General features: G+C 57.6%; 29 protein-coding genes. 20 read left to right on the top strand and 9 right to left on the bottom strand.

Annotation, left to right across the window (positions count from 1 at the left end):
• Positions 1-2: 2 nt before the first annotated feature.
• The 9 genes from LC093_RS05650 (at position 3) to LC093_RS05605 (ending at position 11,099) form a co-directional block, all read left to right on the top strand.
• Entirely contained in the window at positions 3-1,619 is a 1,617-nt protein-coding gene (locus LC093_RS05650; RefSeq protein ID WP_226663083.1) for a PAS domain-containing methyl-accepting chemotaxis protein, read from the top strand.
• A gap of 5 nt (positions 1,620-1,624) precedes the next feature.
• Positions 1,625-2,458: a CheR family methyltransferase gene (locus LC093_RS05645; RefSeq protein WP_226663081.1), complete on the top strand. Its 834-nt coding sequence runs from the start codon at positions 1,625-1,627 to the stop codon at positions 2,456-2,458.
• Between the two features lie 149 nt (positions 2,459-2,607).
• Complete coding sequence (locus tag LC093_RS05640; RefSeq protein WP_226663080.1) at positions 2,608-3,663, top strand: protein-glutamate methylesterase/protein-glutamine glutaminase; 1,056 nt, start codon at positions 2,608-2,610, stop codon at positions 3,661-3,663.
• A 48-nt stretch (positions 3,664-3,711) separates the two neighbouring features.
• On the top strand, positions 3,712-5,484 hold the full coding sequence (locus LC093_RS05630) for a methyl-accepting chemotaxis protein (RefSeq protein ID WP_319004907.1): 1,773 nt from the start codon (positions 3,712-3,714) through the stop codon (positions 5,482-5,484).
• Positions 5,485-5,506: 22 nt separating this feature from the next.
• On the top strand, positions 5,507-5,893 hold the full coding sequence (cheY, locus tag LC093_RS05625) for a chemotaxis response regulator CheY (protein WP_226663078.1): 387 nt from the start codon (positions 5,507-5,509) through the stop codon (positions 5,891-5,893).
• Positions 5,894-5,930: 37 nt separating this feature from the next.
• Positions 5,931-6,626 carry a protein phosphatase CheZ gene (gene cheZ, locus LC093_RS05620; RefSeq protein WP_226663076.1) on the top strand — a complete coding sequence of 232 codons (696 nt, stop codon included), beginning with the start codon at positions 5,931-5,933 and terminating at the stop codon, positions 6,624-6,626.
• Positions 6,627-6,961: 335 nt separating this feature from the next.
• Positions 6,962-8,098: a flagellar biosynthesis protein FlhB gene (gene flhB / locus LC093_RS05615; protein WP_226663074.1), complete on the top strand. Its 1,137-nt coding sequence runs from the start codon at positions 6,962-6,964 to the stop codon at positions 8,096-8,098.
• 5 nt (positions 8,099-8,103) lie between these two features.
• On the top strand, positions 8,104-10,188 hold the full coding sequence (gene flhA / locus LC093_RS05610) for a flagellar biosynthesis protein FlhA (RefSeq protein ID WP_226663817.1): 2,085 nt from the start codon (positions 8,104-8,106) through the stop codon (positions 10,186-10,188).
• A 206-nt stretch (positions 10,189-10,394) separates the two neighbouring features.
• Entirely contained in the window at positions 10,395-11,099 is a 705-nt protein-coding gene (locus LC093_RS05605) for an RNA polymerase sigma factor FliA (protein WP_226663072.1), read from the top strand.
• A 90-nt stretch (positions 11,100-11,189) separates the two neighbouring features.
• On the opposite strand, the gene LC093_RS05600 is transcribed toward LC093_RS05605, so the two are convergent.
• The 7 genes from LC093_RS05600 to flgA form a co-directional block, all read right to left on the bottom strand.
• Entirely contained in the window at positions 11,190-11,438 is a 249-nt protein-coding gene (locus tag LC093_RS05600; RefSeq protein ID WP_226663070.1) for a DUF2164 domain-containing protein, read from the bottom strand.
• Positions 11,439-11,630: 192 nt separating this feature from the next.
• The gene (locus tag LC093_RS05595) at positions 11,631-12,017 is read right to left on the bottom strand and encodes an energy transducer TonB (RefSeq protein ID WP_226663069.1); all 387 of its coding nucleotides are present in this window, start codon (positions 12,015-12,017) and stop codon (positions 11,631-11,633) included.
• A gap of 169 nt (positions 12,018-12,186) precedes the next feature.
• Positions 12,187-12,573: an energy transducer TonB gene (locus LC093_RS05590; protein ID WP_226663066.1), complete on the bottom strand. Its 387-nt coding sequence runs from the start codon at positions 12,571-12,573 to the stop codon at positions 12,187-12,189.
• Positions 12,574-12,751: 178 nt separating this feature from the next.
• The gene (locus tag LC093_RS20430; RefSeq protein WP_226663065.1) at positions 12,752-13,996 is read right to left on the bottom strand and encodes an EAL and HDOD domain-containing protein; all 1,245 of its coding nucleotides are present in this window, start codon (positions 13,994-13,996) and stop codon (positions 12,752-12,754) included.
• Between the two features lie 57 nt (positions 13,997-14,053).
• Complete coding sequence (locus LC093_RS05580; protein WP_226663063.1) at positions 14,054-14,503, bottom strand: flagella synthesis protein FlgN; 450 nt, start codon at positions 14,501-14,503, stop codon at positions 14,054-14,056.
• Positions 14,500-14,817 (bottom strand): flagellar biosynthesis anti-sigma factor FlgM, encoded by a 318-nt coding sequence (flgM, locus tag LC093_RS05575; protein WP_226663816.1) that lies wholly within the window; start codon positions 14,815-14,817, stop codon positions 14,500-14,502. Before flgM ends, LC093_RS05580 begins: the two co-directional genes overlap by 4 nt.
• Before the next feature lie 67 nt (positions 14,818-14,884).
• Positions 14,885-15,568 (bottom strand): flagellar basal body P-ring formation chaperone FlgA, encoded by a 684-nt coding sequence (gene flgA, locus LC093_RS05570; RefSeq protein WP_226663061.1) that lies wholly within the window; start codon positions 15,566-15,568, stop codon positions 14,885-14,887.
• Positions 15,569-15,735: 167 nt separating this feature from the next.
• Between flgA and flgB the strand changes: the two genes are divergently transcribed.
• From flgB to flgL, 11 genes are all read left to right on the top strand, one after another.
• Positions 15,736-16,146 (top strand): flagellar basal body rod protein FlgB, encoded by a 411-nt coding sequence (gene flgB, locus LC093_RS05565; RefSeq protein WP_226663060.1) that lies wholly within the window; start codon positions 15,736-15,738, stop codon positions 16,144-16,146.
• A gap of 16 nt (positions 16,147-16,162) precedes the next feature.
• Positions 16,163-16,570: a flagellar basal body rod protein FlgC gene (flgC, locus tag LC093_RS05560; RefSeq protein ID WP_226663058.1), complete on the top strand. Its 408-nt coding sequence runs from the start codon at positions 16,163-16,165 to the stop codon at positions 16,568-16,570.
• Complete coding sequence (gene flgD, locus LC093_RS05555; RefSeq protein ID WP_226663056.1) at positions 16,570-17,244, top strand: flagellar hook assembly protein FlgD; 675 nt, start codon at positions 16,570-16,572, stop codon at positions 17,242-17,244. Before flgC ends, flgD begins: the two co-directional genes overlap by 1 nt.
• A 39-nt stretch (positions 17,245-17,283) precedes the next feature.
• Complete coding sequence (gene flgE / locus LC093_RS05550; protein WP_226663054.1) at positions 17,284-18,474, top strand: flagellar hook protein FlgE; 1,191 nt, start codon at positions 17,284-17,286, stop codon at positions 18,472-18,474.
• Between the two features lie 49 nt (positions 18,475-18,523).
• A complete protein-coding gene (gene flgF, locus LC093_RS05545) occupies positions 18,524-19,279 on the top strand; it encodes a flagellar basal-body rod protein FlgF (RefSeq protein ID WP_226663052.1) in 756 nt (251 codons plus the stop codon).
• 24 nt (positions 19,280-19,303) lie between these two features.
• Entirely contained in the window at positions 19,304-20,086 is a 783-nt protein-coding gene (gene flgG / locus LC093_RS05540; protein ID WP_226663050.1) for a flagellar basal-body rod protein FlgG, read from the top strand.
• A complete protein-coding gene (locus LC093_RS05535; RefSeq protein WP_226663048.1) occupies positions 20,086-20,760 on the top strand; it encodes a flagellar basal body L-ring protein FlgH in 675 nt (224 codons plus the stop codon). Before flgG ends, LC093_RS05535 begins: the two co-directional genes overlap by 1 nt.
• 29 nt (positions 20,761-20,789) lie before the next feature.
• Positions 20,790-21,908 (top strand): flagellar basal body P-ring protein FlgI, encoded by a 1,119-nt coding sequence (locus LC093_RS05530; protein WP_226663047.1) that lies wholly within the window; start codon positions 20,790-20,792, stop codon positions 21,906-21,908.
• On the top strand, positions 21,908-22,222 hold the full coding sequence (locus LC093_RS05525; RefSeq protein ID WP_226663045.1) for a rod-binding protein: 315 nt from the start codon (positions 21,908-21,910) through the stop codon (positions 22,220-22,222). The genes LC093_RS05530 and LC093_RS05525 overlap by 1 nt, the downstream gene beginning before the upstream one ends.
• A 74-nt stretch (positions 22,223-22,296) precedes the next feature.
• Positions 22,297-23,916 (top strand): flagellar hook-associated protein FlgK, encoded by a 1,620-nt coding sequence (flgK, locus tag LC093_RS05520; RefSeq protein ID WP_226663043.1) that lies wholly within the window; start codon positions 22,297-22,299, stop codon positions 23,914-23,916.
• A gap of 77 nt (positions 23,917-23,993) precedes the next feature.
• A complete protein-coding gene (gene flgL / locus LC093_RS05515; RefSeq protein WP_226663042.1) occupies positions 23,994-25,190 on the top strand; it encodes a flagellar hook-associated protein FlgL in 1,197 nt (398 codons plus the stop codon).
• Between the two features lie 83 nt (positions 25,191-25,273).
• On the opposite strand, the gene fliR is transcribed toward flgL, so the two are convergent.
• Positions 25,274-26,059 carry a flagellar biosynthetic protein FliR gene (fliR, locus tag LC093_RS05510; RefSeq protein WP_226663041.1) on the bottom strand — a complete coding sequence of 262 codons (786 nt, stop codon included), beginning with the start codon at positions 26,057-26,059 and terminating at the stop codon, positions 25,274-25,276.
• A gap of 40 nt (positions 26,060-26,099) precedes the next feature.
• Positions 26,100-26,330, bottom strand: a complete 231-nt coding sequence (gene fliQ, locus LC093_RS05505; RefSeq protein WP_413231492.1) for a flagellar biosynthesis protein FliQ — start codon at positions 26,328-26,330, stop codon at positions 26,100-26,102.
• Between the last annotated feature and the right edge of the window lie 123 nt (positions 26,331-26,453).

Raw genomic sequence — 26,453 nt, 5'->3', positions numbered from 1 at the left:
TAATGCGAAGTAATCAACCGGTGACGAACCGGGAATATGTCCTGCACGACAATCACTTCCTGATTTCCAGGACGGATCTTCAGGGAAATATCGTCTATGCCAACCCGGCGTTTGTCGAGGTCAGTGGCTACGACTACGAAGAGTTAGTGGGAGCACCACACAATATTGTTCGTCACCCGGATATGCCCCAGGCAGCGTTTGGCAATTTGTGGCAAACGATTAAAAAAGGGGATGTCTGGATCGGCCTGGTGAAAAACCGCCGTAAAGATGGTGGTCACTACTGGGTGCGTGCGCATGTTATTCCGGTTATCGAATCCGGTGCCGTCACCGGCTATGTTTCCGTTCGTCTTAAGGCTGAACGAAAGGCCATCGATAAGGCTAGTAAGCAGTACCGAGCCATTCAAGAGGGCCAAGGGAAAAACCTGAAATTACGCAATGGCCAAGTAATATTTCGAGGTCCAAAAGGTTGGTGGCAAATTGCGAAAAATGCCAGTGTGAGGTTGCGACTGGGTGCAATGGTCACTCTGGCGTGTGCAATGGCCGTTGGTAATTCGCTTTTGGCCGCAGATTCAGTCGCAAACTTGTCATCAGTTTCGATAGGTCTATTGTTGACCGAGATAGTGGCCTTACTGGGGTTGGGGTATTCGTGCGCTAGAGTAGTACTGAGTCCATTGCACGATATGCAGAATTTTGCGTTGCAGATTGCTGCGGGGAACCTTGAAGTCAAACCAACGGCTTGCAAAGCTGGTGAAATGCAGTATCTAGCTCGTGCACTGAACGTAATGCATCGCAGCATTTACAGCGTTGTTGAAGAGGTAAATGGCGGAGTTTCTGTTGTGACGCCGGCAGCGAGAAGTATCGCCGAAGGCAATGACGATCTGGCCTCGCGTTCAGACCAGCAGGCGGCCTCCCTACAGCAGACGGCTTCCAGCATGGAAGAGATTACCATCACCGTAGGCCAGAACGCCGATAACGCGCGCCAGGCCAGCGGCCTTGCCGAAAGTGCTTCGCACGAGGTGCAGACCAGCGGTGAAACCATGGCCCAGATTGTCGAGACCATGGAGCGCATTACCGCGAGCTCCAAGCAGATGGCTGCGATTATCGAGACCATCGACGGTATTGCCTTCCAGACCAATATCCTCGCCCTCAACGCTTCTGTGGAAGCGGCACGTGCCGGTGAGCACGGGCGTGGCTTTGCCGTTGTGGCCCAGGAAGTGCGCAACCTGGCTGGCCGTTCGGCGGATGCGTCACGGGAAATTCGCGGTCTGATCGACAGCTCTACCCGCGAGGTGGATAAGGGTGCCGGACTGGTACGACACGCCGGTAGCTCCATCGCCGGGGTGGTGAAATCGGTTAGCCAGGTGAGCGACATTATGCGGGAAATTTCCACCGCATCGGTCGAGCAGAGCACCGGCATTGGCCATATCAATGTTGCGGTCTCGCAGATGGACGAGGTCACCAAGCACAACGTCGATCTGGTGCGTGCCACTGCGGATTCATCGAGTGCGCTGCAAAACCAGATGGCGCAGTTGTCACAGGCAATGGGTGTGTTCAACCTGGGGGCGTCCTCGGTCAAGCGCGACCCGCTCAACACCTCTGCATCACAGAAAGTGGGTTAACGCGTGTGAACCAGGCAGCAGCGCCCATTCTACAGCGCGAACTCGAGTTGACGGATCGGGACTTCCACCGCATCCGCAGCTTGATCGCCGACCGCGCAGGCATTGTGCTGGCAGAGCACAAGCGCGATATGGTGTACAGCCGCCTCGGCCGCTGTATCCGCCAGCGCGGCTTGCGCCGGTTCGGTGATTACCTGACATTACTCGAGTCCGAGCGCGGCGGTGCTGCCTGGCAGGAATTCGTCAATGCATTGACCACAAACCTCACAGCCTTTTTTCGCGAATCGCATCATTTCGAGCTTCTCACGGAGCATCTGCGCGGACGCAAGGGAGCTGTGCGTATCTGGAGTGCCGGTGCGTCCACCGGCGAAGAGCCTTACTCGATTGCCATGACCATGGCCGAAACACTCGGCCCGGGTGTACAGGGGGAGGTATTCGCCACGGATATCGACAGCGAAGCGCTGGCTCGTGCGCGCCTGGGTATCTACCCGGTTGACCAGGTACGCCGCCAGGTGGGCGATGAAAGGCTACGCCGGTATTTTCAAAAGGGCAGCGGTGCGCGTGCGGGATTTGCCCGCGTGCGTCCGGAGCTCGCGCAAAGCGTGTGTTTCGAACAGCTGAATCTGATCGGCCCGCAATGGGACCTGAAGCAGCGCTTTGATGCCATATTCTGCCGCAATGTCATGATTTATTTCGATCGCCCGACCCAGACGCGTTTGCTGGAGCGCTTTGCCCCGTTGTTGAAAAGCGACGGTCTGCTGTTTGTCGGCCACTCGGAAAGCTTTACTCACATTACCCAGAAGTTCCGCCTGCGTGGCAAGACGGTCTATACGCTCGCCTGAGCAACAATATCACTCGCCCCGGCTTTATTCTCAGCCGGCAACTTTTAATCGCTGTATTCCCTAAAGCTACCTGCTTTCGTGCCGATGAATATCTTATTGATGGTACGCCGACAGAGCCAGTAGCGCGAGCGGGAGAGCAGACGTTACCCATGCAAAAAATAAAAGTGTTATGTGTCGATGACTCGGCACTCATTCGCGGTTTGATGCGCGAAATTATCGACAGCCAGCCAGATATGGAAGTGGTGGCGGTGGCGCCGGATCCGCTGGTGGCTAGGGATTTGATCAAACGCCTGAATCCGGATGTGCTCACGCTGGACGTGGAAATGCCCCGTATGGACGGCCTGGATTTTCTCGAGCGCTTGATGCGCCTGCGTCCCATGCCTGTGCTGATGGTTTCTTCACTCACACGGGCGGGCTCAGAGATTACCCTTCGGGCCCTGGAGCTGGGTGCGGTGGATTTTGTTCCCAAACCGCAGCTGGGTATTCGATCCGGTCTGCTGGAATACGGCGCGCAGATTGCTGACAAAATCCGCGCGGCGGCAGGATCGCGCCCGACGCGGCGGGAAACCAAAAAAACAGCAGAGCCGCGTTCGCTGGATAGCGTGATGGTTTCCAGTGAAAAACTGTTGATTATCGGCGCTTCAACCGGTGGGCCTGAAGCGATTCGACAGGTGCTCGAACCGCTGCCGCCAAACAGTCCGGCCATTCTGATTGCCCAGCATATGCCGAGCGGTTTTACCCGCTCCTTTGCCGACAGGCTCGACAGGCTGTGCCGGATTCGGGTGAAAGAGGCTGAGCAGGGCGAACGGGTTTTACCGGGGCACGCTTACATTGCCCCCGGCGACCATCATCTGAAGCTTGCTCGCAGTGGCGCCAACTATCTGGTGCAGCTGGACGATGGCCCCGCGGTCAACCGTCACCGTCCATCGGTGGATGTGTTGTTTGACTCCGCCGCCGAGCTGGCCGGGCGCAATGCCATCGGTGCACTGCTGACCGGCATGGGCCGCGATGGTGCCAAGGGCCTGTTGGCGATGCGCAATGCCGGCGCAGCTACCCTGGCGCAGGATGAGCAGACATCCCTGGTATTTGGCATGCCGCGGGAGGCCATTGCCCTGGGGGCTGCGGCGGAGATCGTTGCACTGGATGACGTTGCGCAGCGACTGCTGTCACTGGCAGCGGCTTCCGGGCGCGCGCACAGAGTTTAAATAAAAAACGAATAATTCTTGGAATACCGACGAGGAGTTAAGCCGGCCATGATGAAACTGATACGAAACCTCAATATCAACACGCTGGTGGCCGGAGTGCTGCTCTGCTGTACGCTGCTGATGGGTGCCCTGGTGATGTTGCGGGTAGCCACAAACCAGGTGGGCGATGAGTCCATCCGTACCTTGCACCGAGTGAATGTGCAGGTGATGCACGATGTGTTCCGGGCGTACTCGGTGTTGAACCAGGGCATGATCGGCATGAACCTGGCGGCCGGTGAGCTGGACAGCGGTCGCAGTCTCAGCGCCAAGACCTACCTGAAAGATGTTGGTGAAACCCTGCAGGAGGCACACACCGAGTTTAACAAGCTGAGCGGAGTGGAGCTCGAGGAAGATGAACGGGAGCAGTTTGCGGAGCTGTCAGAAGTCTTCGCCGATATGCTTAACGAAATTGATGCTCAATACCAGCTACTGATAGCGGAAAAACCCGATCTGGAAAGTTATCACGAGCGCAAGGAAGACCTGAGCGTATTCAGTGACGACCTCAATGCCGCCCTGTTGACCCTGCTGGATAACGCGGGTGTGCACAGTGCCGACCTGATGAACGATTACCGGGATACCACGAGCTTCTATGCCAATGTCGGTGTGATCGTGGTGCTGGTGATCGCAATCATCCTGATCCTGATTTATCTGCTGTTGCGCAATATCGTTGTGCGTCCACTCGGCGAGGCGATGGAAAACCTGCAGAGCATTGCCCAGGCCGACCTTTCACGCCCTATCAACGATCATGGCAAAAACGAAATCGGCAAGTTGTTCAATGCCATGAAGGATGTGCAAAGCAGCCTGAGCCGTATCGTTACCCAGGTGCGTTCCGGCAGTAGCTCCATTTACAACGGTTCCTCGGAAATCGCCCGCGGCAACGTGGACCTCTCTGCCCGCACTGAGCAGCAGTCAGCGTCACTGGAACAGACTGCGACCAGTATGGAAGAGCTCACCGCAACCGTGAAACAAAATGCGGACAACGCGCGACAGGCCAGCGGTCTTGCCAACGATGCGTCCGGCACCGCGACGCGCGGCGGTGAAGTGATGCAACAGGTTTCCAGCAAAATGCAGGGCATTACCGAGAGCTCACGCAAAGTGGCCGACATTACCGGCATGATCGACTCCATCGCCTTCCAGACCAATATCCTCGCGCTCAATGCGTCGGTGGAAGCCGCGCGTGCCGGTGAGCAGGGCCGCGGTTTTGCGGTGGTTGCCGGCGAGGTGCGCAACCTGGCAGGCAACAGCGCCGACGCGGCACGCCAGATCAAAGCACTGATCGAAAACTCAGTGGGCGAAGTCGAAGAAGGTGCGTCTCTGGTTGCCCAGGCCGGTGACACTATGAAAGAAGTGGTAGACGCGGTGAAACGTGTTACCGACATCATGGATGAAATCTCTGCGGCCTCTCAGGAGCAGAGCAGCGGTATCGAACAGGTGAGCCGTGCGGTGAGCCAGATGGACGAGTCCACCCAGCAGAACGCCGCGCTGGTAGAAGAAGCCTCAGCGGCTGCCGCTTCCCTGGAAGCCCAGGCGCGCCGACTGGAAGACGCGGTAGCAATTTTCCGTCTCACTCTGGAAGAAGGTGAAGTTGAGTCTGGCTATGCCGATGAGAAAAGGCCGGAAGCACAGCAGCCTGTGGCGGAAGCGATTCCTCGCACTGCACAGGCAAAGCAAAGTGCAAAGACAGAAGCGCGCGATGCAGGTGAAGTGAAAAAGCACTCTACCGCAGAGCGGGTAGAGCAGGAGCCGGCAGTGGCCGGTGAAGACGAGTGGGAAGAGTTTTGACCCTGAAGCAAGAGAAGTAGTCATGGACAAAAATATGAAAATACTGGTGGTAGATGATTTCCCCACCATGCGACGGATTATCCGCAGCCTGCTCAAGGAGCTCGGCTTTAACAATGTGGATGAAGCGGAAGACGGCCAGGAAGGCCTGGCCAAGATTAATGGCGGCGGTTTCGAATTCATCGTCTCCGACTGGAATATGCCCAACCTCAACGGACTGGACATGCTGAAGCAGATCCGTGCGAACGATGCCACCAAGGCGCTGCCGGTACTGATGGTGACTGCCGAAGCGAAGAAGGACAATATCGTCGCCGCGGCGCAGGCGGGTGCGAATGGCTACATCGTCAAGCCGTTCACAGCAGCAACCCTGGAAGAAAAACTGAATAAAATTTTCGAGAAGCTGGGCAAATAAGGTTGTGGTAACCCGCCTGCACCCGTGAGGCAAATTGATGATGAATAACGAAGTACAGTCAGCCGGTCTCGAGAACAGTCACAACGATGAGCTGGTTTTGCGTATTGGCCAGCTGACCAGAATGCTGCGAGACAGCATGCGAGAGCTGGGGCTCGACAAGGAGGTGGAAAAGGCCGCGCAGGCGATACCGGACGCGCGTGCACGGCTCGATTACGTTGCCTCCATGACGGAACAGGCTGCAGAGCGTGCGCTCAACTCGGTTGATCGCGCGCAACCGATCCAGAATGAGATCGAATCCCGCGCGGAAGCGCTGGATCGCCAGTGGCAGGCCTGGTTTGAAAAGCCGGTGGAACTCGAGGATGCGCGCGAGCTGGTACGGGAAACCCGGGAATATCTGGGTGCCGTGCCAGGCATGGCTCGTGAAACCAGCAAGGAACTGCTGGAAATCCTGATGGCGCAGGACTTTCAGGATCTGACCGGCCAGGTCATCAAGAAAATGATGGAAGTGATCCAGGAGGTAGAGCGTCAGCTGCTACAGGTACTTCTGGAAAGCGTACCCGAAGGCGATGATCGCGAGGCCTTCAAGCGTCGTATCGAGGATGGCTCTGCTGCGGAAAGCCGTCGCCGGGAAGAAGCCTCGCTGGTCAACGGTCCACAGGTCAAACCCGAGGGAGACGATGTGGTCAGTAGCCAGGATCAGGTGGACGATCTGCTGGAAGAGCTCGGGTTCTGATCCGGGCTATTGGCAAACGATTTACAGGACGAGTGGTTGCGGTCCTTTTCCGAAACCCGAATTAAATGGAAGTTCCAGGGAAGGAAGTCCCAAGGATGGTTTTTCAGGGAAAGATATCAGGGCTTCCCGCGAACGATACTGGCTCGGTTACCGCCTCCGGTATCGTTTGCGTGGCGGTTCTCGGGCTCGGATGCCCACCCTGATATCCCCCCCTCGCTGTCTCCGATGTTTTGTGGGTAGCGCGAATTAGCGCCCGCAAACCCCGCTTATTCTCCCTTTAGCTCCCCCACCTCTGGCCGACAATGGCCGGCACCCGAACACCACCGGATGCCGAAATGGCCGACGACAGCCAGGATCAAGACAAGACAGAAGAGGCCACCCCCCGGCGCCTGGAAAAGGCGCGCGAAGAAGGGCAGGTGGCCCGCTCGCGCGAGCTCGCCACGGTATTACTGCTGTGGGCGGGTCTTGGCGGCCTATGGGGACTGGGGCCGTCCCTGTTTGCCCAGGTGGGTGTGGTGATGGAGCAATCCTTCCTGTTTGACCGCCAGCGGGTATTCGATCCGGTGGTGATGTTGAGTACCGCAGGCAGCTTGGTAACCCACGCACTGATGGCGCTGGTACCGTTGTTTGCGGTGTTCGCCGCGGTGGCGCTGGCGGCACCGAACCTGCTCGGCGGTTTCCTGATTTCAGGTAAGTCCCTCAAACCCCAGTTTTCCAAACTCAATCCCATCAAGGGCTTGAAACGCCTGTTCTCTACCCAGGCACTGGCGGAGCTGGGCAAGGCGATCGCCAAGTCGCTGTTGGTGGGGAGCATTCTGGCGCTATTTCTACACAGTAAACGGGGCGAGTTTCTCGCGCTGATGGATCTCGGTACCGAGCGCGCTATGGCGTCTGCGTTGAGTCTGGCGGTACAGGCCTGCGGCCTGATGGCGTTTTCGCTCATATTGGTGGTTGCCATCGATGCGCCCTACCAGCTCTGGAGTCATGCGAAAAAGCTGCGTATGAGCAAGGAAGAAATCCGCCGCGAATTCAAAGAGAGCGAGGGTGACCCCCAACTCAAGGCGCGTATCCGCCAGCAGCAACAGGCCATGGCCCGCAACCGCATGATGAGTCGGGTACCCGAGGCGGATGTGATCATCACCAACCCCACCCACTACGCGGTGGCGCTGCGCTACGACGACAAGCAGATGGCTGCCCCGCGCGTCGTCGCCAAGGGCGTTGAGGCGGTGGCCGCGCGCATCCGCGCCCTCGGCGACGAGCACAATATACCGCGCCTTGAGGCGCCGCCACTGGCGCGATCCCTGTACCGCCACGTGGATCTCGAACATGAAATTCCCGCGCCGCTCTACACCGCCGTGGCTGAAGTACTCGCGTGGGCGATGGGATTGCGCCGTGCCCGCGATGAAGGTGGCAGCCTGCCTACCGCACCGGCCGATTTGCCGGTACCCGAAGAATTGGAGGTAAATCCGTGAAGTCCATGAACCAGTATTTTGGTAACGGCGGGCTATCGCTGCCAACGGGCAGGGTACTGGCGGGTCCGGTATTGATCATGTTGATCATGTCGATGCTGATTTTACCGCTGCCACCCTTCGCGCTGGATGTGTTTTTTACCTTCAACATTGCGCTGTCGCTGATGGTGTTGCTGGTCAGCATGTTTACGCTGCGCGCGCTGGACTTCTCGGCATTTCCGGCGGTACTGCTGTTTACTACGCTGTTGCGTCTGGCACTGAACGTGGCTTCCACGCGGGTAGTGTTGATGGAAGGGCACAGCGGTGGTGCAGCTGCGGGTAAAGTAATTGAGGCCTTCGGACAATTCCTGGTGGGCGGCAACTTTGCCGTCGGCCTTGTGGTCTTCCTGATTCTTGTAGTCATCAACTTTATGGTGATCACCAAGGGCGCGGGGCGTATCGCCGAAGTGGGTGCCCGCTTCATGCTCGACGCCATGCCCGGCAAGCAGATGGCCATCGATGCCGACCTGAACGCCGGACTCATAGGTGAAGAGGACGCGCGCAAGCGTCGCGAAGAAGTTTCACAGGAAGCGGACTTTTACGGTTCCATGGATGGTGCCAGCAAGTTTGTGCGCGGTGATGCGGTGGCCGGTCTGGTGATCATGGCGGTGAATGTGATCGGCGGCCTGTTGATCGGCACCATGCAGCACGATTTGTCTTTTGGTGACGCCGCACGCACCTACACCTTGTTGACCATTGGCGACGGTCTCGTCGCACAGATTCCGGCGCTGGTGATTTCGACTGCAGCTGGTGTCACCGTTTCACGGGTTAATACAGACCAGGACGTGGGCCAGCAGATGATCGAACAGCTGCTGACCAATCCGCGTGTACTCTACCTGGCCGCTGGTGTTATGGGGCTGCTCGGTCTGGTGCCCGGTATGCCGAATTTTGTCTTTTTACTGTTTACCGCCGCGCTTGCCGGTACCGCCTGGCTGATGGGACGTCGGCGCGAAGAGCAGATCGTACGCGAGCAAATGGAGACCGAGGCACCGGCACCGCAGGAGGCACCGGAAGCCAGTTGGGATGACGTAGAGTTGATTGACACCCTCGGACTCGAAGTCGGGCACCGCCTGATTTCTCTGGTGGATCAGCGCCAGCAGGGGGAACTGTTGGGACGGATCAAAAGCGTGCGCAAAAAATTCGCACGCGATGTCGGTTTCCTGCCGCCGGTGGTACATATCCGCGATGATCTCGAGCTTGCCCCCAATGCCTACGTGATCACCCTGAAAGGCGCAGAAGTCGGACGCGGCGAAGCCTTCCCGGGTAAATGGCTGGCGATTAACCCGGGGCAGGTGAGCGGTGAACTGCAGGGGGTAGTGACTGAAGAGCCCGCGTTCGGTTTGCCGGCCGTATGGATTGAACAGGAACAGCGCGAGCAGGCGCAGGTGTATGGCTACACCGTGGTGGATGCGAGCACCGTAGTGGCTACGCATTTCAATCACCTGTTACATCGGCACTGCGCAGAAATGCTGGGCCGCCAGGAAGTTCAGCAACTACTGGATAAACTCTCCGGCGAAAATAAAAGTCTGGTGGAAGAAGTGGTGCCGAAAACCGTTTCGCTCACCACTCTGCAGCGCATATTGCAGAACCTGTTGGACGAGGAGGTCCCGATCCGCGACCTGCGTTCGATTCTCGATACCCTGGCTGACCAGGGAGAGCAGCCGGGGGATATTCATGAGCTCACCGCAAGAGTGCGCCTTGCCCTCGGTCGCGTGCTGGCCCACCAGTGGTTCCCCGGCACCGGAGAATTGCGGGTAATGGGATTAAACAGCCAGCTGGAGCAGGTACTGTCACAAGCGCTGGAAGGCGGTGGTGCTTTGGAACCGGGCCTGGCTGACACATTAATGGCTCAGGCTTCGGCTGCCATAGAGCGCCAGGAAACCGCTGGCGATCCGCCGGTACTGGTTGTACGCCACGGGCTGCGGCCTTTACTCGCGCATTTCCTACGCCGCCGTTTGCGCCACCTGGTGGTGTTGTCGCAAGCCGAAATTCCGGATGACCGTATCCTGAAAATTACCAATGTCATTGGAGATCGGCTGCCAACCGGCGCCTGAGTGCGGGTAACGTAATTCCCTTTAACTGCGAGCAAGCTGTGAAAGGTTAACGGGTGAATAGGCGCCCTGAACTCGGCTTATTTCGCGCATTCAATTCTCACCAACGGCAAATAATAGACTCGGTACCGGTGGTTGTGTAAACCCGCAGCCTACCGGAGCTTTGCGAAAAGAAAAAAGGCCTCAAAAGGGGCAGACCGGGTAAATCCATGTATACAGCTCAGGGAACCATCAACCGGGATAGCTTGCTGGAAGAGCACCTTCCTGCGGTGCGTCGCCAGGCGCTATCGCTACAGGTAAAACTGCCGGCGGGTATTGACCTCGACGACCTGATACAGGCCGGCACAGTCGGCTTGCTGGACGCTCTGCAACGCTTCGATCCCAATGCCGGTGCTACATTTTCTACTTTTGCCAACCAGCGGATTCGCGGTGCCATGATCGATGAGCTGCGAACCCGTGACTGGGTGCCGCGGAGCGTGCGCCGTAATGCCCGTAAACTGGACGAGACCATGCGGCGTCTCGAGCAGCGTCAGGGCCGGCCGGCGGATGAGCGGGAAGTGGCTGCAGAAATGGGTATTTCCCTCGCGGAATATCACCAGCTACTCAGCGACACTAATAGTGGCAATCTACTGGCGTATGAAGAGGTAGTGGAAGAAAGCGGTGAACCCGAAGCTGGCGCCGGAGCCCCGCTTTCGCCCTATGCTGCTTTGCTGGATAAAGAGCGGCGGGCCAATTTGGTGGAGGCGATTGAGCTTTTACCGGAGCGTGAGAAGCTGCTGATGGCGCTGTACTATCAGGAAGAGCTGAACCTGAAAGAAATTGGTGTCGTGCTTGGGGTTACCGAGTCTCGCGTGTGCCAATTACACAGCCAGGCAGTCAAGCGATTACGAGCGCGTCTTGCAGAAGGTAACTGAGCCTGGGTGTTGATCCAATGGCTGGATCACAGGCAAAAGTTACCCTGGGGAACGGGGTCTGGCTTGCCACACCGAATGTGGTCGGTTGGGCTAATGATTTTCTGGCTGTTCCAGTTCCTGAAGTATGTAACCAACTTCCTCCATTTTTTCATTCAACACTTGCTGGGCATCGAAGAGTCCACGATTGTAGAAGTGCGACCCGAGTTCTTTCGCAATAAAATCAATCAGGAACTCGGCCTCAAACGCGCCGATCTCCTGGTCCAGTTCCTCAGCAAAGTACGTTTTAAGCTTGCTTACCATGCTTTCTTTTTGTTCTTTGGAAAACTCGATATCTTTCATGATTTCGCGGGGGATCGTGTGCGCTGATGATCAGGCCTGTGAATAGGTGACCAGTGTGTTAGTCCATTGCCGGTATTATTCGTGGCAACGTTATGAATGGCACCCATCCTACAGCACCATGCCAGTATCCGAGAAGTCTCGATTTCCGACATGCCCAGCAAAAACGGCGACCAGGGGCCGCCGTTTTTTAGATCAGTCTTCAAGTTTGAAGACAATCGGTACGGTAACGCTGAAATTGTCTGTGCCCAGTGCCGCTGGAATGACCGGGTAGGGGTTCGCGCGCTCTACGCTGCGCAGAGCTTCGCGGTTCAGGCTGGAGAAACTGGACTCTTCTAATACCTTGATGTCCTGTACTTCGCCACTCTTGTTGATGTTGACCCGCAGGTGCACTTCACCCTGCTGGCCTTTTGTCTGGGCGCGCCGGGGGTAGCGGATATTTTTCAGGGTGTGGCGGATAATCGTGGATTCGTATTGGTCGGAGGCGCTTTGTTGCTTCACACCGGAAACTCGCGATGTGGCGTCGACGGACAGGCTCGCTGCCAGTAGCGGCAGTGCCAGGGCAAAATGTAAAGCTTTCATGTCAGTTCCCTATTGAATAACTTGCGTATTGGCGCTGCGGGCGAGACTTAATTGCCCGGTAATGAAAGTATCGGCCGGAACTTTTGAGACTTTAGCAGGTGGGGCTGGGCGGGGGCTGGTTCTATCGGGGGATAGAGAATGGCGGCCAGGTGGCCGCCATGGGCGCGGATTAGCCTGCGAGCTTGAAGTTGATCGGTACGGTAAAACTGTAGCTGTCCGATCCCAGTGCCTTGGGAATTGGCGGGTAAGGATTGGCGCGTTCTACGCTGCGCAGCGCTTCCCGGTTCAGGCTGGAGTAGCTGGATTCTTCGACTACCTGAATATCCTGGACTTCCCCGCTTTGGTTGATGCTGATACGCAGTAATACTTCCCCTTCCCAGCCCTTTTGCTGTGCGCGTCTGGGGTAGCGGATATTTTGCAGGGTATGTCGTGTGAGCATGGTTTCGTATTGGTCCGATGCGCCCTGTTGCTTCACGCCGTTTAGGCGTGGTGCGGCATCGGCAGGCAGGCTTGCCGCCAGTAGCGGCAGTGCCAGGGCAAGATATAAAGCTTTCATTGTTGGTTCCCGATTTAATAATTTGCTTTATGGCGCTGTGGGCGGAAAAGTCGCCCACTAACGGGAATATCGGCGGGAATCGGTGGGACTTTAGGGGAGCTTGGGGGCAGGAAACCAGAAAAACCCGCCGGGAAGATCCTGGGCGGGTTTGGTCACTGGGGCGTGAGAAGGGGCAGGCTTAGTCTTCGCCGGTCAGCGCCTGTTGTGCCTGGCGTGCCCACGCCACGCTGTGGCGGTAGGCCGTTTCGTAAATGGGCAGGCTGCCAACGAGCTTCAGTTCTGAGAAGGCGCCTTTTTCGTACAGTTCGACTTCATTGAGCACCTCGCCCAGGTCTCCGGCGCGGTTCATCAGGGCGTTTTTCACATCCTGGTTCAGGGGCACCTGCTGCATCAGCTCTTCCATGGAAATGTCCATCATGGCGTCGAGCAGGGACAGCAGGCCCACGATGAAGTTGTCGGCGGCATTGCGGTTGCCACATACCTCGGCCAGTACTTCGCACATACGGCCGCGCACCAGCATTTTGCGGGTGAGCTCTTCCGGTTTGCCTCGCTCGCCTTCAATCAGGAACAGGCTGGCCCAGCGCTGGATTTCTTTCATGCCCAGCAGGCCGATGGCGTGGGAAATAGAGCTTACTTCCCGGTGCAGGCTTACGGCCGCGGAATTCACCAGCTTGAGGATACGGTAGGTCAGCTTGGCGTCGCGAAGTGCAATTTCTTCCAGCTTGAGTGGGGATGCCGCCGGATTCTGTAGTTCGCTCAAGAGCTCCAGTAGCAGGACTTTGTTGCCACTGATCTTTTTGCCTTTTACCGGTTCCGGTGCGCTGAGGAAGTCGCCCTGGTAGTAGGTAAAACCGAGTTCCAGACAGGCGGTAAAGCGCGCTTTGCTGTCCAGGTTGTCGGCCAGGGTTTCCACACCGTACATACGCAGTTTGGTCATTGCTGTGCGCAGCTGCTCGTCGCTCATGGTGCGCGTGTCGAGCTTGACGATATGCGCAACATCCAGCATTGCGTCCAGCTCCACATCATCCGGATCGTAACTGGACAGGGCGATGCGATAGCCACGCTTGGCCATATCCCGCAGGCGCTCTACGCGCTCGGAAGTCAGCAGTACGTCGTCGCCCACTTCCAGAATGTAATGCTTCTGCGGCAGGTCGGGCAGGGCGGTAGCAAAAATCACATCGTCGGTGATTTTCAGAAAGCCCGGCACGCGCTTGGTTTGGCCGTGCTGATAGACCTGGTTGTAGTTGCCGAGAATGATCGGGCTGCTGGTTTCGAGCTCTTTCAGGGTGGCACTTTTGTTGCCGTGCTCGCCCTGCAGCAGTAGTTCAAAGGCGGCGACATCCTGGTTGCGGGTATACACCGGCCGGCAGGCCAGCAATACGTCCAGGGTGTCGTCACTAATTGCTTGACCAACTGGTGTCACGCTGTGGACTCCTTAGTGATATTCGAAAGCGCAGTGGCGTGTGGTCGCCGCTGCATGTCAGGCTCGGGAGTTGACCTTGCCGGTATGGTTTCGGGCACGGCCGTCGGGGCCGTAAAGTCCTTTGCCCGCTGCTTCCTGCAATGCGTTCAGCAGCCGCTGATTGCTCTCGGTACGGATTCCTATCATTGTGCCATTGGTGCGGTTCAGCTCCGCCGCTTCACTCGCGAGTGCGACGAGGTTGTGCCACTGGTCGAGACAACCGGCATCCTGAGCGGCATCTACATCGCCGCTGCGGTCGTCCTTGTAGCCCAGCCGTTGCAGTGTCTGGCGACGCTGCCGCTCGAAGTGATTGATTTCTTCCAGGCTGTGCTGTTTGCGCCTGGCGAGATCTGCCAGGCGCGCTCCATCGATTTCGCCCGCGCTCAACTGCTGGCGTTCCTCGCGCAAGAGCTGCGCGAGTCCTTCCAGGCGGCCGCGGTGTTGTTGCAGGAAATGTGCCAGGCTCATAGCTCTTCCGGCAGCGCATCTTCCTGCAAACTTGTGATCAGGCCTTCGGCAATACGGTCGGCGCGGATCTCAAACTTGCCGGATGCAATCGCCTCGCGCAGCTCTTCCACGCGCAGGGTATCAATGTCCTGGCTGGTGTCAGCGCCGGTCTGGTGCAATTGGCTGATATTCGGGGTTGAGCTCGCTGCGCTGGCTTGTGTTGCCTGCTCGGCCTTTCCGTTGGCCGGCTTTTCACGCAGCTGGTTGGCTTGTGCCAACTGGGTAACGTTCTGAATTTTCAAGCTGCTGTCTCCGTTGTTCTTCCTACGCTCTATCGGCGCCTGAAGAGCGGACTTTAACTTATTCGCGTGATGCAGTTCACGTTTTTAAACCTTTCCGGGCTCAAGTACCGGAATTCCCGGTCACGCTGACTTCACCTGGTGCGCTGATGCGCCCGTAAATGATCTGCCGGTCAGGGAGTCGCACCCGCACCTGGTCGCCAAAGCCGCCTTCGTCCAGGGCGCGGCCCTCACGCACAATGCGAAATCCACGCCCGCTGGCAACCAGATCTACGGTCTGCCGGCGGTTGACCATAGGACGGGACTTCAATTGGTGCTCCTGAAGTGTGCTGCCCGCGCGTAGCGGTCGGCTGGCAACCTGGCCGACGATCTCGGCCCTGCTCTGTAATGTCCCGCGCGGCAATGCGCTGATCTCACCCTCCACCCGGCGAAGCAGAGCCGAAGTGATCTCGGTGCCCACCGCGACCTTTTCCTTTGTTACCCAGTAGTGGCCAAAGACGCGTACCTGTGCCTGCAGGTAGCGGGGGCGGGGGCTGTCGCCGCAGCGTATGCCGAGGGTGACTCGACCCCATTGCAGCTGGCGGTTGGGCGGTAGAAAAGGCTGCGGGTTCTCGCAGCGCGGCCAGTGTGCGGTGCTTTGCACGTCGATTTCCACCCGCTCGCCGAGGTGGCGGCTTTGCTGTTGCAGGAACTGTCGCGCGGCGTTGGCTGCGGCCTGGCTGTTATTCGCGGCGTGGGCGCTGACGGTGAGTGCCAGCAGTGTGGTGCTGAGAAAAAGACGAAGCATTTTTTGTCGGGCCGCGAGGCGTTCTGCGGAATTGTGAGGGCATTGTACGGAGCCGGTTTTTTCGTGAAGGGAGGAAATGGGGGTAAAACCGACGCTTATTTTTGAATTTGTGATGGAGTCGGTATCGGTAGTCTGCACTCCGTAAAAATAACACCGGGAGAAACGGCATGATCGATCGACTCGCCGCCGCCCTCAATTTTGATCGGCAAGCGCTTACCCTGCGCAACCAGCGCCAGGAAGTATTGGCAAACAATATTGCCAATGCGGATACGCCCAATTTCAAGGCGCGGGATTTTGAATTCTCCCGTGCACTGGCTCAGGCCACGGCCGGCAATGCTGCAGAAAAAGGTTTGACGCTCTCTACCACTTCGTCGCAGCACATTGCGGCACGCAGCGGGATCAACGCCCGCCCGGATCTGCTCTATCGAGTACCGGACCAGCCAAGTCTTGATGGCAATACGGTCAATATGGATGTTGAACGCACCCGCTTTGCGGATAACGCCGTGCGTTATCAAACCGCACTGACTCTTCTCAACAGCCGCATTCGCGGCCTCAAATCGGCGATGCAGCCGGAATAAATCATCAGGAGTGCAGATGTCGATGTTTTCGATTTTTGAAATATCCGGTTCCGCGATGGCGGCACAGGGGCAGCGGATGAACGTCACCGCGAGCAACCTTGCCAACGCCGACAGCGTCGCAGGACCCGATGGTGAAGCCTATCGCGCAAAGCATCTGGTGTTTGAGGCGCGCGAACAGAACGGTAATGACATAGGGGGCGTGCGCGTTCGTGGAGTAGTGGAAGACGCTTCGCCGTTGCGCCGGGAATTTCGCCCGGAGCATCCCCTGGCGGATGAGGCGGGCTACGTGAATATGCCGAATGTGGAACCAGTGAATGAAATGGTGGACATGATTGCCGCCTCGCGTTCTTACCAGGCCAACGTGGAAGTGATGAACACCAGTAAGCAGCTGATGATGAAAACTCTCACCCTGGGAGAAAGCTGATGGCTGTGACTAACGTAATCGACAGCGGTGTGACTTCCGCGCTCAACGCCACGGCTTCGACCAGCAGTAACAGTGCCGATCTGCAAGACAGCTTTATGACCCTGTTAGTGGCGCAGCTGCAAAACCAGGACCCGATGAATCCGATGGAAAACGCGGAGATGACATCGCAACTGGCCCAGATCAATACGGTCAGCGGAATTGAAAGCCTCAATGAAACGCTGGCCGGTATCAATGGCCAGCTGGATACCAGCCAGGTCCTGCAGGCGGCCGACATGATCGGCAAAGGGGTATTGGTAGACGGTGAGCGCGTACTGGTCGGTGAAGAAGGAGTCACCACACCGTTTGGTGTCGAGCTGCCACAGGCGGCAGACGAAGTACGCATCACCATTCGCAATGCTGCAGGCGAAGTGGTGCGGACCTTCGAACCCTTCTCCATGGACGCCGGCGTCGAGTCCTTTACCTGGGATGGCACAACCAATGACGGCACCGTTGTTGCAGAGGGCTCCTACAGCGTATCCGTCAGCGCAACGGCTGACGGTGACTCGATTGTAGCCACCACCCTGAATTACGCGCTGGTCAGCGGTGTCAGTCTCGACGCAAATGGGGCACCACTGCTCGACCTCGGTGGTATTAGCGACCCCGTGGACCTCGACGATATTCGCCAGATTCTCTGATTCCCGGATTTATTTTAATTACACCTTCAGGACAAGATTATGGGTTTTTCACAGGCACTAAGCGGTCTCAACGCCGCCGCCACCAATCTCGATGTGGTGGGCAACAATATCGCCAACTCCCAGACCGTGGGCTACAAAGGTTCCAGCGTGCAGTTTGCGGACATCTACACCGGCGCACTGGCTGGCCAGGGTACCCGTGTGGCTGCAGTGTTGCAGGATTTCTCCAACGGCACCCTGGAAGCGACCGGACGCAGCCTCGACCTGGGTATAAATGGCAACGGATTTTTCCGCTTCACCCAGGCCGGGGAAGTGGTTTATTCCCGCAACGGTCAGCTGACACTGACCGCTGACGGTTACCTGCAAAACGCCCAGGGCGCGCGCCTGACCGGCTTCCCTGCCGGCGTAGGTACCGGTGGCCAGCCTACAGACCTGCGTGTGCCGGCCGGCGCAATGAATGCCACGGCCACCAGTGGTGTGGAAGCGTCCATGAATATGGATGCCACAGTGGACGCAATCGATCGCACACTGTTCCCGTTCGACACCACTGACAGCGACAGCTACTCCTACGCGAACACCGGTACCGTATACGACTCCCTCGGTATCCAGCACACCATGACCACCTACTTCACCAAGACCGCAGACAACGTGTGGGAAGTGCGTGTAGCGGTGGACGGCAATGCGGATACCGCCAACGTGGGTGAACTGGTGTTCGACAACAACGGCAGCCTGAACGAGCCGTCCAGCACCTTTCCCATGTACAGCTTCACGCCGGGTGGCGGCGCGGATGTACTGAGCTTCGATGTGCGCTTTGACGGTACCACCCAGTTCGGTAACGACTTCGCTCTCAACTCTCTGGATCAGAACGGCAATGCCGCCGGTGCTTTGGTTGGAATCACCTTTGATGAAGACGGCACTCTGATTGGTAATTACGCCAACGAAAAAAGCCAGGTGCTGGGTGTGATTGCGCTGGCTAATTTCCGCAATCCGGAAGGCCTGTCCCCGAACGGTGACAACGTGTGGGTGGAAACCGGTGCATCCGGCCAGCCGCTGCTCGGTCTCGCCGGCGTGGGCCAGTTCGGCACCCTGGAATCCGGTGCGGTGGAAACCTCCAACGTGGACCTCACCCGCGAGCTGGTGGATCTGATCGTCGCCCAGCGCAATTACCAGGCCAATACCCAGACCATCAAAGTGCAGGACGAAGTTCTGCAGGCTGCAGTGAACCTGCGCTAAGCGCGGATACTGACAGTCAGCCACTAACGAGTAAGAGCGGAAGAACACTATGGATCGCATTCTGTATACCGCCATGAGCGGTGCGCGCCAGAGCATGGAGCAGCAGTCGGTGGTGAGTAACAACCTCGCCAACGCCACGACCTCTGGCTTTCGCGCGCAGCTCTACGCGCTGCGCGCAGTGCCGGTGCAGGGCGACGGGCAACTGGACACCCGCACCTCAGTGGTGGCTTCTACCCCGGGCGCCGATTTCAGTGCCGGGCCCATCAATGCTACCGGACGTGACCTCGACGTTGCACTGCAGGGCGATGCCTGGCTCGCAGTACAGGCTGCCGACGGCAGTGAGGCCTATACCCGTCGCGGTGACCTGCAGGTGGACGCCACCGGCATGCTCAGCAGCGGCGGCCGCCCGGTAATGGGTGAGAACGGTCCGGTGGTGGTACCTCTGGGGGCCAGTCTGTCCATGGGCACCGACGGCACCATCAGTGCCATCGGTGCCGGGGAAGATCCCGAAGCGCTGGTGCAGGTTGCTCGCCTTAAGCTGGTGAACGGTGGCGACGCTGAACTCCTGCGCGGTACCGACGGATTGTTTCGCAGTTTCGATGGCGCCACTGGCGCGGCGGCACCATTGGCGCAGGATGAACAGGCACGTCTGGTCAGTGGGTCCCTGGAAGGCAGTAACGTCAATCCGGTGGAATCCATGGTGGCGATGATCGACAACGCGCGCCGCTATGACATGCAGTTCAAAGTGATTGAAAGCGCCGATGAAAACGGCCGCAAAGCAGACAGCCTGCTGTCACTGGATTAATAAGAGCCAATTTGAGAAAGCATCATGATTAAATCCCTGTGGACCGCAAAAACCGGCCTGGAATCCCAGCAGGTAAAAATGGACGTGATCGCCAACAACCTGGCGAACGTGAGCACCAACGGGTTTAAAAAATCCCGTGCAGTGTTTGAAGACCTGCTGTACCAGAACATGCGCCAGCCCGGTGCGCGTAACGATATCCAGAACACCCTGCCTTCAGGAATGCAGGTGGGCAGCGGTGTGCGCCCGGTGGCTACCGAGCGCCTGCACTCCCAGGGCGGTTTGGAAAATACCGGTAATTCCCGTGACCTGGCAATTAACGGCAAAGGCTTTTTCCAGGTGCGTATGCCCGATGGCAGCACCGCTTTTACCCGCGACGGCAGTTTCCAGCTGGACCAGAACGGGCAGATGGTAACCGCGAGTGGTTACCCGCTGGAGCCGGCAGTGATTATTCCGGATAACGCGCTTTCGGTAACCGTTGGCAAAGACGGCCTGGTATCGATTACCGAGCCGGGCAATACGCAGAGCGTAGAAGTAGGGCAGCTGACGGTTTCTACTTTTGTTAATCCCGCCGGCCTGCAGGCCATCGGCGAAAATCTGTACCTCGAAACCAGTGGCTCCGGTATGCGCAGTGAAAGCATCCCGGGCATGAATGGTGCCGGTAGTCTGTATCAATCCTATGTGGAAACCTCCAACGTCAATGTAGTGGAGGAAATGGTCAGCATGATCCAGACCCAGCGTGCCTACGAGATTAACAGCAAAGCGGTGCAGACATCGGACGAAATGCTGTCGCGCCTGGCGCAGCTGTGATGATTATGAAGCGGCTGTTTATTTTCGCACTGCTTGCGGTTTCCTTGTTCGCCGGAGGCTGTGCGCAATTGCCACAGCGTTCGCTGGCAGGGGATCCTGAGTGGGTGGAAATCCCCATGCCGCCGGCGCCGCGCGCCAATGGTGCGATCTTTCAGCCTGAATCCGGTTACCGCCCTCTGTTTGAAGATTACCGGCCGCGTATGAGCGGTGATCTGCTGACGGTGGTGTTTAATGAGCAGGTCAGCGCATCGAAAAGCGCCGAGGTCAATGCCGACCGTGAAGGCGGCACGACCTTTACCGCGGATACGGTGCCGATTGGTCTCGAAAAGCTCGCAGACTACGGACTGGATGTCACCGGCAGCAGTAATTTTGAAGGCGGTGGCGGAGCCAAAGCACGCAATACTTTTTCCGGTACGTTAACCGTCACCGTGTTGGAGGTTTTGCCCAATCGCAACCTGCGCGTGCGCGGTGAAAAGCAGATTCGCATCAATCAGGGCACGGAATTTATCCGCTTCTCCGGCATTGTCGATCCGCGGGAAATCGCCGGTGACAACTCGGTGCTGTCGACCCAGGTCGCGGATGCGCGCATCGAATATGTGGGCGATGGCTATATTAACGAAGCCCAGACCATGGGCTGGCTACAGCGCCTGCTGCTGAATCTCTCTCCCTATTGATTTTTTAATTTTCGAACCGCGGAAACCCCATGGGACAATTTCTCTCGATACGGTGGTTGCTGTCCTTTGCAGTAATTGCCATCAGCGCCATTGTCGGCGTTACCGCCAAGGCGACCCCGATACGCGAGCTGGCCGACTTTGCCGGTGTGCGAGACAACCAGCTGGTGGGTTACGGTTTGGTCGTTGGCCTGGATGGCAGTGGCGACCAGACCATGCAGACTCCGTTTACCACCCAGAGTCTGACGAACATGTTTTCCCAGCTGGGCATCACCATCCCTGCCGGAACCAATATGCAACTGCGCAACGTTGCCGGTGTTATGGTAACGGCAAAGCTGCCGGCGTTTGCGCGCCCGGGGCAGCGGCTGGATGTGGTGGTCTCGTCGATCGGCAACGCCCGCAGCCTGCGTGGCGGCACCCTGCTGATGACACCGCTTAAAGGTCTGGATGGTCGCACTTACGCGGTGGCCCAGGGCAATTTGCTGGTGGGAGGTGCCGGCGCAGAATCCGGTGGTTCCAGTGTGCAGATCAACCAGCAGGCCGGCGGCCGAATCAGTGGTGGTGCACTGGTGGAACGGGAAGTAGCCGTGGCCCTCGGTGCCGGTGGGTTTCTCGATTTACAGCTGCGCGAAGCAGATTTTGGTACAGCCGAGCGCGTAGTCGACGCGATCAATCGCACCTTTGGCAACGGCGTTGCCGGTGCGATAGATGCGGGACTGATTCGGATGCAGAGCCCGGTCAGAGACAACGAACGCGTACGGTTTATTGCCCGCGTGCAATCCATCGATGTCACGCCCCAGGCACCGCCGGCACGCGTTGTGCTCAATGCCCGCAGCGGCGCGGTGGTCCTGAACGGGCAGGTGACGCTGGGCGCCGCAGCCGTGGCCCATGGCAACCTCTCCGTCGTTATCGACACCGCCTTCGGTGTCAGCCAGCCGGCGCCGTTCAGTAACGGTGAAACCGTGGTTGTTCCCGATAGCGATATCACCGTGCGCCAGCAGGCCGGCACACTGAAGTTTGTTGAGGGGGCAAATCTGCTGGAAGTGGTGGATGCGCTCAATGCACTGGGGGCAACACCGGCCGACCTGATGACCATCCTTGAAGCCTTGAAAGCCGCTGGCGCGCTGCGCGCAGAACTGGAGATTATCTGATGGACGCTGTCGATACCCGTGCGAGTTTTGCCCTGGATATACAGGGCCTGAACAGTCTCAAGAAAGGCCGCGATCAAGGTGAGCAGTTGCAGGCGGCCGCGGAACAGTTCGAAGCACTGTTTCTCCATCAGGTCATGAAGAGCATGCGCGATGCAGTACCGCGCTCGGGCCTGGTAGACAGTTCCGCAACCCGCTTTTACGAGTCCATGTACGACCAGCAGCTTTCCACTCACCTTGCAGGCCGCGGTTTGGGGCTGGCCGAGCAGCTGGTGAGCCAGTTGTCGCAGAGCGCCAGCACGGGCAAAACCGAGTAAAAATTTTCCTTCCGGTATCAAGGCTCTGTGCGCTGCGCCGATAACCGGAATATCGGTGACACGGAATCACAAGCATGAGTATTTTTTCAATTGGCCTCAGCGGCCTCAACGCCGCGCAGAATGCCCTCAATACCACCAGTAATAACATCAGTAATGTTTACACCCCGGGTTACAACCGCGAGCTGACCCTGCTGTCTGAACGCAATGGTTCCGGCGGCGTTACGGTGGAAGATATTCAGCGGCAGTTTGATTCGTTTGTTGCCGGGCAATTGAATCGTGCCAACAGCGAAACCAGCGCGCTCAGCAGTTACGTTACCCAGGTCACCCAGATCGATAACCTGCTGGCAGATCAAAATGCGGGCCTTGCACCGCTGATGCAGGATTTCTTTGCCTCTTTTGAAGATCTGGTGAGTGCCCCTTCAGACCCGGCCGCGCGCCAGGGTGTGATTGGTGCCGCGGATACCTTGAGTGCCCAGTTCCGCGCATTCGATGAATACCTGAATGATATGCAGGACGGCATCAACCGGCAGGTGGGTGAGGAAGTTACCCAGATCAATAATACGGCCTCGCAGATTGCCAACCTGAATCGGGAAATTGCCCTCGCCAAGGCGAAACACGGTGAAGCGCCCAACAGCCTGCTCAATCAGCGCGACCAGCTGGTAGCGGACTTGAGTACCCGCGTCGACGTGGAACTCTCTGTGCAGGAAAGCGGTACCTACAACCTTTCTATTGGCAACGGCCAGCCGATTGTTGCCGGCAGCCGCAGCTTTGAGCTGGAGGCCATTGCCAGCTCCGCTGACCCTGCGCGTACTGTAGTGGGCTATCACGATTCCGCCGGCAATACGCTGGAATTAAAACAAAGCGCCATCAGTGGTGGCTCGCTGGGCGGCCTGCTCAGTTTTCGCAGTGAAGCGCTGGATAAGACGCAAAACCAGCTCGGACAACTGGCGGTATCCCTCTCCAGTGCGGTCAACACGCAGCACGGTCAAGGTTTCGATCTCAATGGCGTTGCCGGTGGCGATATGTTTACCCTGGCGGAGCCGCGCACCTTGAGCAATGCCAACAACAGTGGCACGGCCGAAATGAGCGCAGCTTTTGGCGACCTCAGTGCACTGGTAGCGAGCGACTACGAATTGAAAGTCAGCGATGCCGCCAGCGGTGAATTTCAGGTAACCCGCCTCGATAGTGGCGAACGTTTTACCGCAACCCTGGACGTCAACGGTGAACTGTCATTCGGTGGCGTGGTGCTCCAGGTGGATGACCCCGCAGCGCTGGCCAATGGTGATCGCTATCAACTGCAGCCGGTACGGGGTGCGGCCGGTGCGATGGAGAATATTATTCGCGATACCGATGCCATTGCTGCCGGTATTAGCGGTAGCAGCGGTGACAACGAAAACGCCCTGGCCCTGCAGCAGCTACAACAGCAAAGCCTGGTGGGCGGCAGCTCTACGTTTAATGGTGCTTACGCGATCATGGTCAGCGATGTGGGCAGCAGCTCGAACATTGCACAGGTAAACCTCGATGCCCGTCAGGGCTTGAGTGAGCAACTTTATGCACTGCAGCAATCGGAATCCGGGGTAAACCTGGACGAAGAAGCCGCGAACCTGATTCGTTACCAGCAGTTCTATCAAGCTAACGCCAAAGTGATCCAGACCGCATCCACGGTACTGGATGAAATCCTCGGTCTGCGCTGATCCCTTTAGCGAGTGCAGTACCGAGTGCCCGTGCCGATGAGTCACGAGTAAGCGCGAATTTATAAGAGGCCAATGCCATGCGTATCAGTACGCTCACCATTTATGAACAGAGCATGAGCTCGTTAAACCGCCAGCAGGGCAGCCTGATGCAGGTAAGCCAGCAGATCGCCACCGGCCGTCGCGTGGTCAACCCATCCGACGATCCGCAAGCGGCGTCTCAGGCGGTACAGGTTTCGCAGGCCCTGGCGATCAACAGCCAGTACGCCGATGCGCGTACCAGTGCGCGCAATGCCCTGTCGCAGGAAGAGAGTATATTGAACAGCGTAAGCGATGCCATCGGTAGCGCGCGTACCCTGATCGTTCAGGCCTCCAGCGATACCCTGAGCGATGCGGATCGCGCATCTGTTGCCAGTGAACTGCGCGGTATCTACGAAACCGTAATCGGTCAGGCGAACGCCACCGATGGCAACGGCCGCTACCTGTTTGGCGGTTACAAAGACAGCAGTGCACCCTTCGTGCGTGATGGCAGCGGCAATGTGGATTACGTGGGTGACAACAACAGCCGCGAAGTGCGTGTGGACGCATCCCGCCTGATGCCTGTAGCCGATAACGGCGATGCCATTTTCCGCAGTGTACACAGCGGCGCTGGCTATGTGGCGGAGGCCGACAGCGGTAACCAGGGCAACGTAACCTTCAAAGGCCCTCAGGTTGTCGATGAATCTGATCCTGCCTATGGCAGTGCCTTCGATATTACCTTTTCCGAAACCGCCGGTGTAACCACGTATTCCGTAAACGGTGGCGCGCCGCAGGCATACGAGCCGGGCCAGGCGATCCGCTTTGGCGGACTGTCCATGACCCTCGATGGCACGCCGGCCGATGGCGACAGCATCCGAATGGACAAAGCAGAGAATATGAACACGGATCTGTTCAAAACGTTTGAAAAAGCGCTCGCGGTACTGGAGCAGCCCGCCGGTACCGATGCAGAAAAAGCTGCGCGTAAAAATACCATGAGTAGCGTACTGCGCGAATTCGACAACAGCCTCGATAATGTACTCACCACCCGCGCTTCCGTGGGTTCGCGTATCAACGAGTTGGACGTGGTGGATTCCGTGGCGAGTAACCGCAGCCTGAACTACGAAGAAAAGCTCTCCGGGCTGGTGGATCTGGATTACGTCTCCGCGATTGCCGAATACAGCCTGCGCCAGGTAGGCCTGCAGGCCGCACAGCAGGCGTTTATCGACATCAAGGGCATGACCCTGTTTGACCGTATGTAAAACCGCGTATCACGCACTTGTAGGAGCCTGCTTGTAGGCGAACAGTCATTCGCCTGCAAGCAGGCTCCGACGGCGTGAAAGCGTTAAACGGGCGCGAGTGCGGCAAGAAGCTGTACGATGGTGGTCAGTCCCTGCTGAAACAACAGCTGTAGAAAACGCCCCAGATCTGTCATCAGCACCGTTAGCAAAAACAGGCCGAGGGTGAGTGACACCGGGAAGCCGATGGAAAAAACTGTCAACTGCGGCGCTGAACGGTTCAGGATTCCCAGGGAAAGGTTAACAATCAAGAGCGCGGCTACCATTGGCAGTGCCAGTATCAGGCCTGACGAAAAAATCGTTCCACCAAAACGCGCAAGCATTTCAAATCCCGCCGGGTTGAGTCCACTAAAGCCAATGGGCAATGTCTGAAAGCTGCCTGCCAGGGTATCAATGACAATCAAATGCCCATCCACTGCCAGAAATACCATCATTGTGACGAGGTGGAGGAAGCGCGATAACACCATGGTGTTCACACCATCCGGCGTAACGAATGTGGCGAAGGCCAGTCCCATCTGCAGGCCGATAAAATCGCCCGCTGCCTGAACTACCGAAAACATCACCCGCAATACCAATCCGATCGCGGCGCCGATCAAGGTCTGCTCAATAGTGATCCCAAGCCCCGCCCAGGACCAGACGGGTACCGAAGGTAAAGGTGGCAGGCCTGGAGCAATGGCGAAGGTGATCAACGCTGCGAGCCCGATTTTTATCCGCGTAGGGGCCGATTTGTGGCCGAGCAGTGGCGCGGCCATAAAGAATCCGATGAGGCGCACAAAGGGCCAGAGAAAGGCCACGAGCCATGCGTGTAGCTGTGCGTAGGTGACGTCGATCATAAACAGATTGTATTGATCACGGTTTGGTAAGCAGGCTGTATCAGGAAATCATTAACGGAATATTCTGGAACAGCGTGCGGGTAAAGTCGGTAATCAGGCCCAGTAGAAAAGGACCGGCAATCACCAGAACCGCAAACACTGCGAGAATTTTCGGGATAAATGACAGCGTCATTTCATTGATCTGGGTGGCTGCCTGAAACAGGCTCACCAGCAAGCCCACCAACAGCGCGGTCAGCAACATCGGCGCACCAAGAGTCAGGGCAACCAGCATCGCCTGATAGGCGAGATTCATTACGGTTTCTGGAGTCATGGAATTTCTGATCGGTAAGTTAAAGCTATTCGCAAGCCGTTTATTTATCAGTACTTCGTGCGAAGGTACTGATGCCGGGTGCAG

Origin of the sequence: Microbulbifer aggregans, from assembly GCF_020524005.1 — a bacterium.
Taxonomy (GTDB): Bacteria; Pseudomonadota; Gammaproteobacteria; order Pseudomonadales; family Cellvibrionaceae; genus Microbulbifer; species Microbulbifer aggregans_A.
This window is presented reverse-complemented; position numbering and strand designations above follow the sequence as displayed.

Excerpts from the sequence above, each read along its gene's own strand:
- LC093_RS05595 (WP_226663069.1), bottom strand. The coding sequence starts at position 12,017 with ATGAAAGCTTTACATTTTGCCCTGGCACTGCCGCTACTGGCAGCGAGC.
- LC093_RS05605 (WP_226663072.1), top strand. The coding sequence starts at position 10,395 with ATGTATACAGCTCAGGGAACCATCAACCGGGATAGCTTGCTGGAAGAG.
- flgF (WP_226663052.1), top strand. The coding sequence starts at position 18,524 with ATGGATCGCATTCTGTATACCGCCATGAGCGGTGCGCGCCAGAGCATG.
- fliR (WP_226663041.1), bottom strand. The coding sequence starts at position 26,059 with ATGATCGACGTCACCTACGCACAGCTACACGCATGGCTCGTGGCCTTT.
- cheY (WP_226663078.1), top strand. The coding sequence starts at position 5,507 with ATGGACAAAAATATGAAAATACTGGTGGTAGATGATTTCCCCACCATG.
- LC093_RS05630 (WP_319004907.1), top strand. The coding sequence starts at position 3,712 with ATGATGAAACTGATACGAAACCTCAATATCAACACGCTGGTGGCCGGA.
- flgG (WP_226663050.1), top strand. The coding sequence starts at position 19,304 with ATGATTAAATCCCTGTGGACCGCAAAAACCGGCCTGGAATCCCAGCAG.
- LC093_RS05590 (WP_226663066.1), bottom strand. The coding sequence starts at position 12,573 with ATGAAAGCTTTATATCTTGCCCTGGCACTGCCGCTACTGGCGGCAAGC.
- flgL (WP_226663042.1), top strand. The coding sequence starts at position 23,994 with ATGCGTATCAGTACGCTCACCATTTATGAACAGAGCATGAGCTCGTTA.
- LC093_RS05535 (WP_226663048.1), top strand. The coding sequence starts at position 20,086 with ATGATTATGAAGCGGCTGTTTATTTTCGCACTGCTTGCGGTTTCCTTG.
- flgK (WP_226663043.1), top strand. The coding sequence starts at position 22,297 with ATGAGTATTTTTTCAATTGGCCTCAGCGGCCTCAACGCCGCGCAGAAT.
- flgB (WP_226663060.1), top strand. The coding sequence starts at position 15,736 with ATGATCGATCGACTCGCCGCCGCCCTCAATTTTGATCGGCAAGCGCTT.
- LC093_RS05650 (WP_226663083.1), top strand. The coding sequence starts at position 3 with ATGCGAAGTAATCAACCGGTGACGAACCGGGAATATGTCCTGCACGAC.
- LC093_RS05640 (WP_226663080.1), top strand. The coding sequence starts at position 2,608 with ATGCAAAAAATAAAAGTGTTATGTGTCGATGACTCGGCACTCATTCGC.
- LC093_RS05530 (WP_226663047.1), top strand. The coding sequence starts at position 20,790 with ATGGGACAATTTCTCTCGATACGGTGGTTGCTGTCCTTTGCAGTAATT.
- flgD (WP_226663056.1), top strand. The coding sequence starts at position 16,570 with ATGGCTGTGACTAACGTAATCGACAGCGGTGTGACTTCCGCGCTCAAC.
- LC093_RS05600 (WP_226663070.1), bottom strand. The coding sequence starts at position 11,438 with ATGAAAGATATCGAGTTTTCCAAAGAACAAAAAGAAAGCATGGTAAGC.
- flhB (WP_226663074.1), top strand. The coding sequence starts at position 6,962 with ATGGCCGACGACAGCCAGGATCAAGACAAGACAGAAGAGGCCACCCCC.
- cheZ (WP_226663076.1), top strand. The coding sequence starts at position 5,931 with ATGATGAATAACGAAGTACAGTCAGCCGGTCTCGAGAACAGTCACAAC.
- flgC (WP_226663058.1), top strand. The coding sequence starts at position 16,163 with ATGTCGATGTTTTCGATTTTTGAAATATCCGGTTCCGCGATGGCGGCA.
- LC093_RS05580 (WP_226663063.1), bottom strand. The coding sequence starts at position 14,503 with ATGAGCCTGGCACATTTCCTGCAACAACACCGCGGCCGCCTGGAAGGA.
- fliQ (WP_413231492.1), bottom strand. The coding sequence starts at position 26,330 with ATGCTGGTTGCCCTGACTCTTGGTGCGCCGATGTTGCTGACCGCGCTG.
- flgA (WP_226663061.1), bottom strand. The coding sequence starts at position 15,568 with ATGCTTCGTCTTTTTCTCAGCACCACACTGCTGGCACTCACCGTCAGC.
- LC093_RS05525 (WP_226663045.1), top strand. The coding sequence starts at position 21,908 with ATGGACGCTGTCGATACCCGTGCGAGTTTTGCCCTGGATATACAGGGC.
- flhA (WP_226663817.1), top strand. The coding sequence starts at position 8,104 with ATGAACCAGTATTTTGGTAACGGCGGGCTATCGCTGCCAACGGGCAGG.
- flgE (WP_226663054.1), top strand. The coding sequence starts at position 17,284 with ATGGGTTTTTCACAGGCACTAAGCGGTCTCAACGCCGCCGCCACCAAT.